Consider the following 14,355-nt stretch of genomic DNA (forward strand, 5'->3'; position numbering starts at 1 on the left):
ATTCCGAACAAGCTTGCCCGCTTAGTCAAAAAAAAGGAAAAATTAGCCGCAAGCAAACTTCCCGAGAGACCCGCCATGACGGTCTTCACCTGCGGTCAGCTCAGCGATGTCGCCCATACCCTGGGTGGCAATCTGCATTTCCAGCGCGAGCTGCCAGGCGAGCAGCCGGTGCTCGATGGTGAACAACAGGTGCAGGTACTGAGCGATGGCCTGGTGCTGTACTTCAGCCAGAGCCGCGACCTGGTCGACGCCAACAGCGACAACCGCCTGGCACCGGGAATCACTGCAGCCTTCCTGCTCGGCGGCGAGGCCGAAGTCAGCCTGCCACGCCAGCGCCTGCACTTCGACGCCCGCCCTGGCGGCCAGCGCGCCATGCTGGTCAACCTCACCGCTGCCGATCAGTTTCAGCGCCACTGGCAACGCGAGCGTCAGGAAACCAAGGTGTGCCTGAGCATCAGCCCCGACTGGCTGCAACACTTCGCCCTCGGCAGCCAGTTGCGCAGTGACAACCTGCTGCGATTCAGCCGTAGCCACTGGCAAAGCCTGCTCTGGCAACCGTCTGTGGATATCTTGCAGCGTGCCCACCAGTTGCTCGAACGTGACGCGGGCTTGCCGCCGCTGCTGCAGCGCCTGCAACGGGAGAGTTTCGCCCTCGATCTGGCCAGCGACATCCTGCGCGGTATCGATGCGCCGCCGGAGAAACGCCTCGGCAGCCACCTCGAACGCTGCCTGCTGCGCCTCAGGGATTGGCTCGACAGTGGCGAAGCGAACGACCTCAGCATCGCCGAGATGGCCCGCCAGCTCGGCACCAACCCGGTCGATCTACAGAACGCCTTCCGCAGCCGCAACGGCATCACCATCGCCGCTTATCTGCGCAAACGCCGTCTGGCGCAGGCTTATCACGCCATCTGTCAGCAATCACTGTCGATCGAAGACGCTGCCAGCCTGGCCGGCTATGAACACCTCAGCAGTTTCAGCGCCGCCTTCAAGCGTCAGTACGGGTTTCCCCCCTCGCAAGCCAGGCACTGAGCAGGCCCCGGGCGGCAAGGGGACGCTATGATGGCGCCCTTCCTCGTTCCAATGGGTGCCCCCATGCGACTCGATCCCGTACCTGAACCCGACGGACGCCTGCTCGGCCAATGTTTTCAGCTGCACCAGCCGGCCTCGCTGCAGGCGCTGCTGAGCGCCTATGACGACGTGCCCGACGGGCATCGCCATCTGTTCACCCTGGACGATCTCGCCCAAGCGCTCTACACCGCGATGCATGCGAGCCACTGTCACGACCTGGACAGCGGCGACTGGCTGCAGGAGGCGGGGATCGCCGCGAGCTGGCTGCAAGACGGCTATCCACGCGACGACCTGTCGCTGCAGCAGCGTCTGCATATTCGCCGCATCGGCTTCGAACGTGCCCTGGAGGGAGTCTCTTTTGACGATCTATTCGACAAGGATCTGCGTCTGGACGACGACAGCCTCGCCGATCTGGTAGCAGCCAATACCGACCTGCTTTCAGTGCTCGATGGCGAATGCTACCTGCTGCGCATTCCGGTACAGCGCGCCTGCGAAGCAATTTACGGCTTCGCCAATGGCTACTTTTCCAGCGACCTGTCGCCTCAGGAGAACTTCCGCCTGGCCGAGCATCTGGAACACCACTACGGCTACGCCCTGTTCGGCATCGGCGCCAGCTTCGTCGCCTTCCGTCGCTCACGAGCGCTTGATGAGCACCAGACCGCCAGCCTGCTCGACCTGTTGAACCGCCTGTACGCTCGCGAGGATAACGGCGCTCAGGTTCGGGCACTGTTCGCGGACAGCATCGCCAACCGCGAGCTGCTGGTGCTGCGCTACACCGAATGACCGGGGGGAAATCAGATCGGCAGCAGATCCTTCCCGGCATCTGCGTTCGGCTCGTCACGGTTACTCGATTGCATGGCCAGCACGCGCGCCAGCGTCGTATCGATCTCCATGAAGTCCGGGCGGGCACCGACCTCCGGTTGCTGGCAGCGCCGCACCAGCTCGGCCAGCTGCGCGGCGTGCCCAGCCGGCACGTCGCAGCGCTGCAGCAGTTCCTCGAGCAGAATGCCGAACGCACGCACCTCGATGCGCTGCAGCAACGCCTGTTTTGTGGACGCGGCGGCAGGCAAGAAAGACGCCGCGCCGAAGTCGCCGAGCAGCGCATTGCCGGCCTCGTCGATCAGGATGTTATGGCCGTAGAGATCGCCATGGGTGACGCCGCGTTCGTGCAGGTGACGCAGCGCGGAGGCGATGCCACCCGCAGTGCGCAGCGCCTTCACGAACGGCGCACGCCAGTCGCTCGGATAGACATCGCGGCTGCAACTTTCCAGACTCGGCGGCCCGGCGAGAATGCTGAAACGCGGCTCGACCAGGCTCAGCAACAGGCCCTGCTCGCCTTGCGGATGGTCGACGACGCGGCCAATCGCGCCGATCAGATTGGCATGCTGGCCGACCGTGAGGCACGCGGCCATTTCGCTCTGCGGCGTACCATCGCTGGTCATCTGCCCCTTGAACAGTTTCAGGGCCACAGCTTCGCGCTGACCGTCGGGCCGCTGCCAGTCGGCGCGGTGGATGATGCCCGAAGCGCCCTGACCCAGCACCTCGCCCAGCTGCAAATCGGTGCAACGCACATCGGGCGTGTGAGACGCGGCGGCGCCCGCTGCATCGAAGAGGTTTCCGGCATGGGCCAGCCAGGCCAGGCTGGGCATTTGCAGCAGGAAATCCGGCAAGGTGGGCAGTTGGTTGGCGGCGATGCGCAGCAGCTCCAGCTTGTGCAGCCGCGCCAGGCTGGCCGGTAACTCTCGCAGGCGATTACCGGCCAGCATCAGCTTCTGCAGCTCGCTACAGTCGCCCAGCTCGGCAGGCAGGGTTTGCAGGCAGTTGTCGGTGAGAATCAGCCAGCGCAGACGTGGCGGCAGCGCCCTGGCGGACAGCTCGCGAATACGGTTGGACTTGAAACCGACCATGCGCAGTGACGGGCAGCGCCCTAAGGATTCGGGCACCTGCTCGAAGCGGTTGTTCGAACAGAACAACACCTGCAGGCGGTGCAGCCGGTGCAGATCCTCGGGCAGCTCGCTGAGCTGGTTATCGCTGAGGTTGAGCACTTCCAGGCTGTCGGCCAGGGTGAATATTTCCTCGGGAAAATGCGTGAGCGACGCGGACAGGTCGAGGCGGCTGATGCCCTTGAGCTGACCGGAGCGCAATTGATCGAGGGTGTGCATCGAGAAGCGGCCTGGTTGCGGAGTTGGCGTGCCAGTCTACGTCAACGCCAGGTGGCCAAGGAAACGCTCAGAGTCGCGGCAGTTGGGGCAGCGACTCGATATGGCAGTAGTCCGCACCCAGCTCACCCGCCAGTTGCACGGCGCGCCCCAGACGGATTGGCGCGCACTCGATATCCACCAGATTGGCCGGGCATGGGCTGGGCGCCAGCGTCGGCCATTCGCGCAAACGCCCGTCGGTGACCACCAGCAGGCGTTGCGACTCGCCGGGCTTGAGGCGTTGGCGGCGCTGCAGCCAGTCGTGGGCCTGCTGCAGCGCCGGGATCAGCGGGCTACCACCGCCTGCGCCGAGTCCGCTCAACCAGCCTTGCAGGGCGCCAGAGGCTTTCTGGCCCTGCCAATGCCATTGCGGCTGCTGGCCGTGGGCGTCGAGCACGGCGATGCGAGCACGCGCCCGGTAGGCGCGCTCGAACAGCTCGGCGAGCAGGCCCTTGGCTTTGCTCAGGGCGCCGTGGCGACGGGTCGAGGCCGAGGCATCGACGACGATCAGCCACAGCGGTGTAGGCGCACTGCTGCGCGGGCGGTGTTGCAGGTCGGCACGGCGCCTGGGCTTGCCTTGCAGCAAGGTGGCGAGCCAGTCGATGGCGCCGCTGTCGCCGCGCCGCTTGGCGCCGCTGCGCCCGCCTGCCTGTTTGCCTGGTGTCGGTCTGGCATCCGTCCCCGCCTTGGCACGCGGGGGAATGCCTAGGGCTTTTTTACCCAGCGTGGTGGCTCGCGGCGCTCGCTGGTACGTTGCGCCTGCACGGGCAATTCGCCCCATTGCCCTTCGCCTGCAGCGGGTTGCTCGCTTGGCGCCTGGGGCGGTGGGCTGGCTGGTGGCTGCGCCTGCTGTTGCGGCGGCGTGTGGCGACGACGGTGGCGCAACACGAAATCGGCCACGGCCTCGATATCTTCCTCGCTGATGGCGTCGGCACCGCGCCAGGCGGCATGGGCGCGGGCGGCGCGCAGCCAGACCAGATCGGCACGCAGGCCATCGACGCCGGCCGCGAAGCAGCGCTCGGTGATGGCGTCGAGCGCCCTGTCATCGAGGGCGATGCTCGCCACGCGCGCGCGCACCTGCCCGCAGCGCGCGACCAGGGCTTGCTGCTGCTCGGCCCACTTGGCACTGAACGCCTGGGGGTCGGCATCGAAGGCCAGGCGACGGCGGACGATCTCGGCGCGCGCGCCCGGCTGCGGCTGGCCATCCAGGGCCAGGTTGAGGCCGAAGCGGTCGAGCAGCTGCGGGCGCAGCTCGCCTTCTTCGGCGTTCATGGTGCCGATCAGGATGAAGCGCGCATCGTGGCGGTGGGAAATACCGTCGCGCTCGACGTGGTTGACGCCACTGGCCGCCGCATCGAGCAGCAGGTCGACCAGATGATCGGGCAGCAGGTTGACCTCATCGACATACAGCACGCCGCCATCGGCCTTGCTCAGCAGACCCGGCGAGAACTGCGCACGGCCTTCGCCGAGCGCCGCGTCCAGGTCGAGGGTCCCGACGATGCGCTCTTCGCTGGCGCCCAGTGGCAGGGTGACCAACACCCCGCTTTGCAGCAGCGCGGCCAGGCCACGGGCCAGGGTCGACTTGGCCATGCCCCGCGGGCCTTCGATCAGCACGCCGCCGATCGCCGGATCGACCGCCACCAGGCACAGCGCCAATTTCAGGGAGTCGGCGCCGACCACGGCGGCAAGGGGGAAATGGACGGTGTCGGTCATGGGACGATCCGGGCTGGACAAAGGCGGCATTGTAGCAGCGAGCGGTCGTGCGCTGCCCCGCTCGTCTGCTAAGGTCGCTGGTTTGGTAGGCCGAACCATCAGGGAGATTTCGATGCGCCTGTGTATTTTCTGTGGCTCCAACGCGGGCTCCAATCCCGTTTACCTCGAGGCCGCCACGCGCCTCGGCAAAACCCTCGCCGAGGCCGGCATCGGCCTGGTGTACGGCGGCGCGTCCGTCGGCTTGATGGGCGCCGTGGCCAACGCCGCGCTCGAAGCCGGTGGCGAAGTGATCGGGGTGATCCCGCGCTCGCTGTGGGAGAAGGAAGTGGCCCACACCGGCCTCGACGACCTGCGCATCGTCGACTCCATGCACCAGCGCAAAGCGCTGATGGCCGAGCTGTCGGATGGCTTCATCGCCCTGCCCGGCGGCGTCGGCACCCTGGAAGAACTCTTCGAGGTATGGACCTGGGCACAACTGGGCCATCACCAGAAGCCCTGCTCGCTGCTCAATATCAACGGTTACTACGACCGCCTCGCCGGGTTCCTCGATCACATGGTCGACGAAGCCTTCGTCAAGGCGCCACACCGCGAGATGCTGATCGTCGAACAGGATATCGACGCGTTACTGGCGGCGATCGATGGCTATGAGGCGCCGCAGGTGGGCAAGTGGATCGGCAGGCAGGAAACCTGAGCACCTGCCGGGCCTGAGCACAGCCCTGGCCAATGCAAGGCGATAACGGCCCTCCGGCGATCCACTGTGGGAGCGGGCCACGCCCGCGATTTCGCGCGCCTGGCGCGCTCCCACAAAAGCAGGCCGATGGCCGCTTGCGCCTTTTTGCGGCCATACATGAAACGGCGGCAAGCGGCACGCAGCAGATCGTGAGTCGACCCCAAGGCTTGCAATCGACCACCGCGATGAATTAACGTCGAGTCCATTCAACGGAGCCGCACATGTCCACATCCCCGATCCTGAACGCCACTCGCCTCGATGCAGCCTGCATCGTGATCGCGCGTGCCCAGGCATCCGTGGTCGCCGCAGCCGCGTATTTTTATGGGTATTGGTTTAGCCACAGGCGCGCCTGATACCCCACAGGCGCCCTAGCAACTCAGGGTCGCCACCAGACAGTTTCTCGAAACCCCCGGTCGGCCTCCCGACCGGGGGTTTTGTTTTTTCCGGCACATCGATCGTTCACAGAGGATTTCACCATGACTGCATACACCACCTACCAGACCTATTACCGCTATAGCTGGCGATTTACCGGCGCTCACGCCGCTCAACCACTCAATCGAACATCCCATCGAGCCCGATAGTGCGCCGCGCGCGGTAACGTCCGCGCCGGCCGAGGAAATCACCATGTCCGTAGCCGTCAATTCCCGCTCCACCGCCAAAGCCGTCGACCTGCATCTGGTCGCCGCCCCGAGCCGTCGCCACACCTCGCCTCTGCCCAGCGCCGCCCAGTTGCGCGAAGAGCTGCCACTCTCGACCGCCCTCGCCCGCCAGGTGCAGCAGCAACGCCAGTCGATCCGCGCCATTCTCGATGGCCACGACCCGCGCCTGCTGGTGGTGGTCGGCCCCTGCTCCCTGCACGACGATGCCGCCGTACTCGAATACGCCGAGCGCCTGGCCGCACTGAGCCAGCGCGTGGGCGATCGCCTGCTGCTGGTGATGCGCGCCTACGTCGAGAAGCCGCGCACCACGGTGGGCTGGAAGGGCCTGGTCTACGATCCGGCGCTGGATGGCAGTGGCGACATGGCCGAAGGCCTGCGTCGTTCGCGCAACTTGATGCTCAAGTTGCTGGAGCTGGGCCTGCCACTGGCCAGCGAGATCCTCCAGCCGCTGGTGGCCGGCTACTTCGACGACCTGCTCGGCTGGGCGGCCATCGGCGCGCGCACCAGCGAGTCCCAGGTGCATCGCGAGCTGGTCAGCGGCCTGGAGATGCCAGTGGGCTTCAAGAACGGCACCGACGGCAGCCTTGGCATCGCCTGCGACGCCATGCGCTCGGCGGCCCATACGCACCAGCACTTCGGCGTCGATACGCAGGGGCGCCCGGCCCTGGTACAGACCCACGGCAACCCCGACACCCACCTGGTGCTGCGCGGCGGCCACGGCGCGCCGAACTACGACGCCGCCAGCGTCGCCAATGCGCGGGCCGAGCTGGAGCGCCAGGGCATCGCGCCACGGATCATGGTCGACTGCAGCCACGCCAACAGCGGCAAGAACCCGCTGCGCCAGCCCGCGGTACTCAGCGACGTGCTCGACCAGCGTCTGGCCGGTGACGGCTCGCTGCGCGCGGTGATGATCGAAAGCCACCTGTTCGACGGCGCCCAGAGCCTGGGCGGCGAGCTGCGCTACGGCGTGTCGATCACCGATGGCTGCCTCGGTTGGGCCGGCACCGAACGCATGCTGGTCGACGCCGCCATCCGCATGCGTCATCTGGTCTGACCTCGTAGCCTGGCGTTGAGCGTAGCGATACCCAGGACAGCTTTCCCGGGTATCGCTGCGCTCAACCACGGGCTACCACGTGGATTTACGGATCACGCCCGCTCGTACCGCCAGGCCTGGGCCGTCCACTGCAGGCGGTCGGTGATCGCCAGGGCGTCGACGAAGGCGGCGTCATGGGACACCAGAATCAGCGCCCCGCGGAAGTCGCGCAGCAGGATTTCGACGGCCAGCAGCGAGTCGAGGTCGATATGGTTGTCGGGCTCGTCGAGCAGCAGCAGAGGCGCAGCCGATTCTCCGTCTATCACCCCGGCCAGGGCCAACTTGAGGCGCTCACCGCCGCTGAGCTGGCGGCACGGCAGCACGGCACGCCGGGCATCGAGCCCCAGGTGAACCAGTCGCGTACGGGCCAGTGCCTCGAGCAGCCCGGGGCTGCGGCGACGCAGGTGATCCAGCGCCGTTTCATCGCCCGGCAGGCAGGAAAGCTGCTGATCCAGATAGGCCAGCGGCACCTCGACCCGACACTCGCCGGCAACGGCGGCCAGCCGCCCGGCAAGCATCGCCAGCAGGCTCGACTTGCCACAACCGTTGGGCCCGCTGATGGCCAGCCGGCGCGGGCCGAACAACTCGATGTCCGGCAAGACGGCCCCTGAGTAGGGCGCCCGCACACCCCGCAGGCTGAGTACCCGCTTGCCCTCGGCCAGACCATCAGCCTTGCCGTGCAGCTGGATGGCCTGGCCTTCGTCCACCCGCTGCGCCGCATCGCGCACGGCATCGTCGAGGTCGCGGCTAGCCGCTTGCAGGCGCTGCTGCAACCGCCCGGCGCTGGCCTCGCTGCGGCCCTTCTGGCGATCCAGCAGAATCTGCGCCTGATTGGCATGCCGTGCATCTCGACCGGCGCTGGCGGTACGGCGCTGCTGGCGTTGCTGCTGGGCCTGCAGTTCACGCTCGCCGCGTTTGCGTTCGCTACGGGCATGCGCCAGGGCCTGCTGGGCAGCGTGCTCATCGCGTTGTCGCACCTCGCGGTAAAAACCATAGTTGCCGCCATACGTGCGCAGCCCGAGAGGCGACAACTCGACGATGCGCTGCATGCCCTCCAGCAACTCGCGATCGTGGCTGATCACCACCATGCCACCCGCCCACTGCTGCAGGCGCTGATAGAGGCGCAGCCGGCTGGCCCGATCAAGGTGGTTGCTGGGTTCGTCGAGAACCAGCAGGTCGGCATCGCCGAGAAATGCGCCGAGCAGCGCCACCCGCGTACGCTCACCACCGCTGAGCTGGGCGGCCGGGCCATGCAGAGCCAGATGCGCCAAGCCGTCGTCTTGCAGCGCCAGATGCAAGCGCTCGGCGATGTCCCAGCGGCCTTCGAGCAGCTCGATATCGTTCTCCCCCATGCGCCCGTCGGTCACCCGACACAGCGCATCGTAAGGTGCCGCGAAACCCATCAGGTCGACGACGCGTGTGGTGTCGTCCACGTCGACAGCCTGGGGCAGATAGGCAACCCGAGCCTGCCGCACGATGCGCCCGGCGCTTGGCTGCAAGAGCCCAGCGAGCAGCCGGCCGAGCACGCTCTTGCCGGCACCGTTGCGCCCTACCAGGCCGGTGTGGCGGGCATCGAAGGTTTCGCTCAGCTCATCGAACAGTGGCTGGCCATCAGGGAAATGAAAGGACACGCGCTCGAGCGCGATAACAGGCGAGTTCGTCATGAATGACTCCAGGCAATGCCGTGAAAACGCGCGGCACGAGGCCACGGCGGACGATCACAGGTCGTGCGAACACGACGGCATTACTGGCGCATTGGACGAAACTCCGGCGGGGAATGGACGGTTAGGCTAACCCCAAGGACAGGCCGGGGCAACCGAGGCGATTGGTAAAAACCGAAAAAGCGCTGAAGGTGGCTTCACGGCAGAAGCGGACATCGTTGCTTTACTTGTGGGAACGGGCCATGCCCGTGATTTTTAGCGGGCATGGCCCGCTCCCACAGATAATCACCAGTCCATCCCACGAGAACGACCGGCCGCTTGCGCCACTTTCCGGCCAATGCGCCAACAGGCCTCAGCTTTCTTCGCTATCGAGCAGCAGGTTTTCCAAGGCTTCGCGGTACTCGCCTGGCTCCTGCCACAGGCCGCGCTGCTGGGCTTCGAGCAGGCGTTCGATGATGTCCTGCAGGGCGCCGGGGTTGTGCTGCTGGATGAAATCGCGGGTGTCTCTGTCCATCAGGTAGGCGTCGGTGAGCAGGGCGTACTGGTGGTCGTCGACCAGCTCGCTGGTGGCGTCGAAGGCGAACAGGTAGTCGATGGTCGCGGCCAGTTCGAAGGCGCCCTTGTAGCCGTGGCGCTTCATGCCCTCTATCCACTTCGGGTTGGCCGCACGGGCGCGTACCACGCGGGCCAGTTCCTGCTTGAGGGTACGGATGCGCGGCGTGTCGGGCTGGCTGTTGTCGCCGAAGTAGCTGGCCGCCTTGCCCCCGCGCAAGGTTTCCACCGCCGCCAGCATGCCGCCCTGGAACTGGTAGTAATCGTTGGAATCGAGGATATCGTGCTCGCGGTTGTCCTGGTTGTGCAGCACCGCCTGCATGCGCTCCAGGCGCTCGGCGAACTGCTCGCGGGCCGGTGCGCCCTCGACGCCCTTGCCGTAGGCGTAGCCGCCCCAGTTCAGGTACACCTCGGCAAGATCCGCACGGTTTTCCCACAGGCGCTCTTCAATGGCGTTCTGCACACCGGCCCCGTAGGCACCTGGCTTGGAGCCGAAAATCCGCCAGCCAGCCTGGCGCCGCGCCTGGTGTTCGTCCAACCCGCCATCCTGCAGCGCCAGGGCTTCTTCCCAGACCCGGGCGGACAGCGGGTTCATGTCCGGTGCTTCGTCGAGGTCGGCAACCGCCTGCACGGCGTCATCGAACAGGCGGATCAGGTTGGCGAAGGCATCGCGGAAAAAGCCGGACACCCGCAGGGTCACGTCCACCCGCGGGCGACCGAGCTGCTCCAACGGCAGCACGTCGAAACGCTCGACCCGCCCGCTACCGGCCTGCCACACCGGGCGCACGCCCATCAGCGCCATGGCCTGGGCGATATCGTCGCCGCCGGTACGCATGGTCGCGGTGCCCCATACCGACAGGCCGAGCTGGCGCAGGTGGTCGCCTTCGTCCTGCAGGTGGCGTTCGAGCAGGCGATCGGCAGCTTGCACACCGAGGCGCCAGGCGGTGGGCGTGGGCAGGTTGCGCACGTCCACGGAGTAGAAGTTGCGTCCGGTGGGCAGCACGTCGGTGCGCCCGCGGCTCGGCGCACCACTGGGGCCGGAGGGCACGAAGCGGCCCTCGAGCGCGCTGAGCAGGCCGCGTATTTCAGCGTCACCGCAGGCGTCCAGCAGCGGGGCGATATGGCCGTGCAGACTGTGCAGCACGCGTTCGCTGAGCGGGCCAACCGACCCGGCCCCTTCGATCAACCGTAATCCGAGCAGCTCAAGGCGTTCGCGAGTATCCCCCACCGTGCGCCAGGGCTCATCGCCAAGGCTCACCAGTATTTCCGGCCGTGGGCCGGCCCAGGGCGCCGCCATGTCGCAATCGAGCGGATCGAAATCGAGTGCCAGGTCGCTGGCCAAGGCGCGCAGCAGGCTGGCATTGCCGCCCTGCCCGTCGCCACGCGGGATGCGCAGCAGCGCCAGCAGGGTGTCGCGGCGCAACGTGCCGGCTGGCGACTCGCCGAATACATGCAGGCCGTCACGAATCTGCGATTCCTTGAGGTCGCACAGGTAGGCGTCGAGCTGCGGCAACCAGCTGGCAGGGTCGTCACCCTGCAGGCCCAGTTCCCGATCGAGGCTGGACTCGCGCACCTTCTGCAGGATCTCGCCACGCAGCTCGCTGGCGCGGCGCAGGTCGAGCTGGCTGGCGTCGTAGTATTCGTCGGCCAGGCGCTCCAGATCGCGCAGCGGGCCGTAGCTTTCGGCGCGGGTCAGCGGCGGCATCAGGTGGTCGATGATCACCGCCTGGGTGCGGCGCTTGGCCTGGGCGCCTTCGCCGGGGTCGTTGACGATGAACGGGTAGATGTTCGGCAGCGCACCGAGAATCGCCGTAGGCCAGCAGCTTTCGGAAAGCCCGACGCTCTTGCCCGGCAGCCATTCCAGGTTGCCGTGCTTGCCGACGTGGATCACCGCGTTGGCCCGGTAGACGTGGCGCATCCAGAAATAGAAGGCCAGGTAGCCGTGTGGCGGCACCAGGTCCGGGTCGTGGTAGACCGCCGCGGCATCGACCTGATAACCCCGGGCCGGCTGGATGCCGACGAAGGTCAGGCCGAAGCGCAGGCCGGCGATCATCAGCCGACCCTCACGGAACATCGGGTCGCTTGCCGGCGAGCCCCAGCGCTCCAGCACCGCCTGGCGATTGGCCTCGGGTAGGGCCGCGAAGCAGCGCTGGTAGTCGTCCAGCGCCAGGCTCTGGGCGCAGGGCCGCAGGTCGAGATTGTCGAGGTCGTTGGTCACGCCGCCGAGCAGTTGGTGGATCAGCGCGGTGCCGCTGTCCGGCAGGCCCTCGACCGGATAGCCTTGGCTTTTCAGGGCGCGCAGGATATTCAGCGCCGCTGCCGGCGTATCCAGGCCGACCCCGTTGCCGATGCGGCCATCGCGGGTCGGGTAGTTGGCGAGCACCAGGGCAATGCGCTTATCCACAGTTAGCAGGCGCTGCAGGTCGGCCTGACGACGTGCCAGTTCGGCGACGAAATCCATGCCGGGCAGGTGCGCGCGGTAACAGACCACATCGCTCTGGCTGCGCTCGCTGCGCCAGGCCAGGCCCTTGAAGCTGATCGGCCGAGTGATCAGTCGGCCATCCAGCTCCGGCAGCGCGATATGCATGGCCAGGTCGCGAGGGCCGAGGCCCTGGGCGTTGCCTTGCCACTGCTCTTCGCTGTCCAGGGCGCAAAGCGCCTGCAGCACCGGCACGTCGCGGCGGAACGGACGCGCCTGGGGCGACTCCGGGTTGGACTGGGCGAAACCGGTGGTGTTGAGAATCACGCTGGCGCCCGCTTCATCGAGCCAGTCCTCCACCTGCGCCAGGCAGGCCGCCTCCTTGAGGCTGGCCACGGCGATGGGCAGCGGGTTGAGGCCCTGGGCCTGCAGGCGCTGGCAGAAGGTGTCGACGAACGCGGTGTTGGCGGCCTGCACATGGGTGCGATAGAACAGCAAGGCGGCAACCGGTGCATCCGCTTGCCAGTCGCCGCGCCAGTCCTGCAGCGAGATGTTGCCAAGACGCGGGTGGTAAAGGCCGACCCGCGGCAGGGCTTGCGGCGGCTGCCAGCCGTAGTCACGGCCCAGGTAATGATCGGCGATGCACTGGAAGAACTGCCGCGCGTTATCCACACCGCCCTGGCGCAGGTACTGCCAGAGCCGCTCGGCGTCCTCGACGGCCACATTGCCCAGCCCGGTCAATTGGGGATCGGGACTGTCGTCGCCGGGCACCAGGATCAGCGTCTTGCCCTGCCCCGCCAGCTCCACCAAGCGCTGAATGCCGTAGCGCCAGTAGCTGACACCGCCGTGCACGGAAATCAGGATGACCTTGGCGTGCCTGAGCACCTGCTCGACGTAGAAATCCACCGAGGCGTTGTTGCTCAGCTGCGCCGGGCTGGCCAGGCGCAGGCTGGGGTAATCCTCGGGCAGGTGCCGGGCAACCTCGGCCAGCAGCGACAGGTGCGAATCACCGGTGCACAGCACCACCAGCTCGGCGGGCGTCTGGCCGAGGTCGGCGATGCTGTCGGCCGGCAGCGACTGGCCGGGCTGGGTACGCAGCAGGTGCATGACGGGCGCCGGTTACGCCAGCGCCGCTTTCAGCTCGGCGGCGATGGCGGTGTGATCCAGCTCCTGGCCGATCACGATCAGGCGGGTCACTCGTGCTTCGTCAGGCTTCCATGCACGGTCGAAATGTTTGTCGAACCGCTGGCCGACGCCTTGCAGCAGCAGGCGCATGGGTTTGTTCGGCACGGCGACGAAGCCTTTCACGCGCAGAATGCCGTGTTTGCCGACCACATCCTTCAGCGCAGCGAGTAGTCGCGCCTCGTCCGCTTCCGGTAGTTCCACGTGGAACGAGTCGAATTCGTCGTGATCGTGATCGTCGTCTTCATCGTCGTGGTGAGTGCGGCGGCCCTCGATATGCAGCTCGGTCTCGCTGTTCAGACCCAGCAGCACATTGAGTGGCAGCGAGCCGCCATGGGCCTCGACCACCTTCACCGCTGGCGGCAGCTCCTCGGCCACTTCGGCGCGCACGGCGGCCAACGCGTCGGCATCGAGCAGGTCGGCCTTGTTGAGGATCACCAGGTCGGCGCTGGCCAGTTGGTCGGCGAACAGCTCGTGCAGCGGCGACTCGTGGTCGAGATTGGGGTCGAGCTTGCGTTGGGCATCGACCTGATCCGGGAAGGCGGCGAAGGTGCCGGCTGCGACGGCCGGGCTGTCGACCACGGTGATCACCGCATCGACGGTGCAGGCGTTGCGGATTTCCGGCCAGTTGAAGGCCTGCACCAGTGGTTTGGGCAGGGCCAGGCCGCTGGTTTCGATGAGGATATGGTCGAGGTCGCCGCGACGCTCCACCAGCTCGCGCATCACCGGGAAGAACTCTTCCTGCACGGTGCAGCACAGGCAACCGTTGGCCAGCTCGAACACGCGGCCGTTGGCTTCTTCCTCGGTACAGCCGATGGAGCACTGCTTGAGGATCTCGCCGTCGATGCCCAGCTCGCCGAATTCATTGACGATCACCGCGATGCGCCGGCCCTCGGCGTTTTCCAGCATGTGGCGCAGCAAGGTGGTCTTACCGGCACCGAGAAAACCGGTGACGATGGTGACGGGAAGTTTGGCGAGCGTTTTCATGGAAGCCCCTGGCGTCTGGAGAAACGGCGAGCGGGCAATAGGATGGCAGGCGCGGGCAACCCCATGCCGAGCATCACCGGATCACCCCGCCCG

11 protein-coding genes are annotated in these 14,355 nt (G+C 66.7%); 5 read left to right on the top strand and 6 right to left on the bottom strand.

Features of this window, described 5'->3' with window-relative positions; genetic code table 11:
- The first annotated feature begins 75 nt into the window (after positions 1-75).
- Together BVH03_RS19415 and BVH03_RS19420 are read left to right on the top strand one after the other, a co-directional pair.
- Entirely contained in the window at positions 76-1,029 is a 954-nt protein-coding gene (locus BVH03_RS19415; RefSeq protein ID WP_075962717.1) for an AraC family transcriptional regulator, read from the top strand.
- A 63-nt stretch (positions 1,030-1,092) separates the two neighbouring features.
- Positions 1,093-1,851 (top strand): hypothetical protein, encoded by a 759-nt coding sequence (locus BVH03_RS19420; RefSeq protein ID WP_075962718.1) that lies wholly within the window; start codon positions 1,093-1,095, stop codon positions 1,849-1,851.
- Between the two features lie 11 nt (positions 1,852-1,862).
- Here the strand turns inward: BVH03_RS19420 and BVH03_RS19425 are convergent, their stop codons facing one another.
- The 3 genes from BVH03_RS19425 to BVH03_RS19435 form a co-directional block, all read right to left on the bottom strand.
- The gene (locus BVH03_RS19425; RefSeq protein ID WP_256574759.1) at positions 1,863-3,230 is read right to left on the bottom strand and encodes a leucine-rich repeat-containing protein kinase family protein; all 1,368 of its coding nucleotides are present in this window, start codon (positions 3,228-3,230) and stop codon (positions 1,863-1,865) included.
- A gap of 67 nt (positions 3,231-3,297) precedes the next feature.
- A complete protein-coding gene (locus BVH03_RS19430) occupies positions 3,298-4,047 on the bottom strand; it encodes a VWA domain-containing protein (RefSeq protein WP_256574760.1) in 750 nt (249 codons plus the stop codon).
- On the bottom strand, positions 3,972-4,979 hold the full coding sequence (locus tag BVH03_RS19435; protein ID WP_075962719.1) for an ATP-binding protein: 1,008 nt from the start codon (positions 4,977-4,979) through the stop codon (positions 3,972-3,974). Before BVH03_RS19435 ends, BVH03_RS19430 begins: the two co-directional genes overlap by 76 nt.
- 112 nt (positions 4,980-5,091) lie before the next feature.
- Here BVH03_RS19435 and BVH03_RS19440 point away from each other — a divergent pair, with 112 nt between their 5' ends.
- The 3 genes from BVH03_RS19440 to BVH03_RS19445 all read left to right on the top strand — a co-directional run bounded on the left by BVH03_RS19440 (position 5,092) and on the right by BVH03_RS19445 (position 7,422).
- Positions 5,092-5,670, top strand: coding sequence for a TIGR00730 family Rossman fold protein (locus tag BVH03_RS19440; protein ID WP_075962720.1), 579 nt, complete (start codon positions 5,092-5,094; stop codon positions 5,668-5,670).
- Between the two features lie 260 nt (positions 5,671-5,930).
- The gene (locus tag BVH03_RS26975; RefSeq protein WP_256574761.1) at positions 5,931-6,062 is read left to right on the top strand and encodes a hypothetical protein; all 132 of its coding nucleotides are present in this window, start codon (positions 5,931-5,933) and stop codon (positions 6,060-6,062) included.
- Positions 6,063-6,333: 271 nt separating this feature from the next.
- Positions 6,334-7,422: a 3-deoxy-7-phosphoheptulonate synthase gene (locus tag BVH03_RS19445; RefSeq protein WP_075962721.1), complete on the top strand. Its 1,089-nt coding sequence runs from the start codon at positions 6,334-6,336 to the stop codon at positions 7,420-7,422.
- Between the two features lie 92 nt (positions 7,423-7,514).
- On the opposite strand, the gene BVH03_RS19450 is transcribed toward BVH03_RS19445, so the two are convergent.
- The 3 genes from BVH03_RS19450 to cobW all read right to left on the bottom strand — a co-directional run bounded on the left by BVH03_RS19450 (position 7,515) and on the right by cobW (position 14,262).
- Positions 7,515-9,125, bottom strand: a complete 1,611-nt coding sequence (locus BVH03_RS19450; RefSeq protein ID WP_075962722.1) for an ATP-binding cassette domain-containing protein — start codon at positions 9,123-9,125, stop codon at positions 7,515-7,517.
- A 349-nt stretch (positions 9,126-9,474) separates the two neighbouring features.
- A complete protein-coding gene (gene cobN, locus BVH03_RS19455; RefSeq protein ID WP_075962723.1) occupies positions 9,475-13,200 on the bottom strand; it encodes a cobaltochelatase subunit CobN in 3,726 nt (1,241 codons plus the stop codon).
- Between the two features lie 12 nt (positions 13,201-13,212).
- Positions 13,213-14,262 (bottom strand): cobalamin biosynthesis protein CobW, encoded by a 1,050-nt coding sequence (cobW, locus tag BVH03_RS19460; protein WP_075962724.1) that lies wholly within the window; start codon positions 14,260-14,262, stop codon positions 13,213-13,215.
- Positions 14,263-14,355 lie beyond the last annotated feature (93 nt).

This window comes from Pseudomonas sp. PA15(2017), assembly GCF_001945395.1.
In the GTDB taxonomy this organism is placed as follows: Bacteria; Pseudomonadota; Gammaproteobacteria; order Pseudomonadales; family Pseudomonadaceae; genus Aquipseudomonas.

Coding starts and splice junctions, on each gene's coding strand:
- BVH03_RS19415 (WP_075962717.1), top strand. CDS start 76: ATGACGGTCTTCACCTGCGGTCAGCTCAGCGATGTCGCCCATACCCTG.
- BVH03_RS19420 (WP_075962718.1), top strand. CDS start 1,093: ATGCGACTCGATCCCGTACCTGAACCCGACGGACGCCTGCTCGGCCAA.
- BVH03_RS19425 (WP_256574759.1), bottom strand. CDS start 3,230: ATGCACACCCTCGATCAATTGCGCTCCGGTCAGCTCAAGGGCATCAGC.
- BVH03_RS19430 (WP_256574760.1), bottom strand. CDS start 4,047: ATGGGGCGAATTGCCCGTGCAGGCGCAACGTACCAGCGAGCGCCGCGA.
- BVH03_RS19435 (WP_075962719.1), bottom strand. CDS start 4,979: ATGACCGACACCGTCCATTTCCCCCTTGCCGCCGTGGTCGGCGCCGAC.
- BVH03_RS19440 (WP_075962720.1), top strand. CDS start 5,092: ATGCGCCTGTGTATTTTCTGTGGCTCCAACGCGGGCTCCAATCCCGTT.
- BVH03_RS26975 (WP_256574761.1), top strand. CDS start 5,931: ATGTCCACATCCCCGATCCTGAACGCCACTCGCCTCGATGCAGCCTGC.
- BVH03_RS19445 (WP_075962721.1), top strand. CDS start 6,334: ATGTCCGTAGCCGTCAATTCCCGCTCCACCGCCAAAGCCGTCGACCTG.
- BVH03_RS19450 (WP_075962722.1), bottom strand. CDS start 9,125: ATGACGAACTCGCCTGTTATCGCGCTCGAGCGCGTGTCCTTTCATTTC.
- cobN (WP_075962723.1), bottom strand. CDS start 13,200: ATGCACCTGCTGCGTACCCAGCCCGGCCAGTCGCTGCCGGCCGACAGC.
- cobW (WP_075962724.1), bottom strand. CDS start 14,262: ATGAAAACGCTCGCCAAACTTCCCGTCACCATCGTCACCGGTTTTCTC.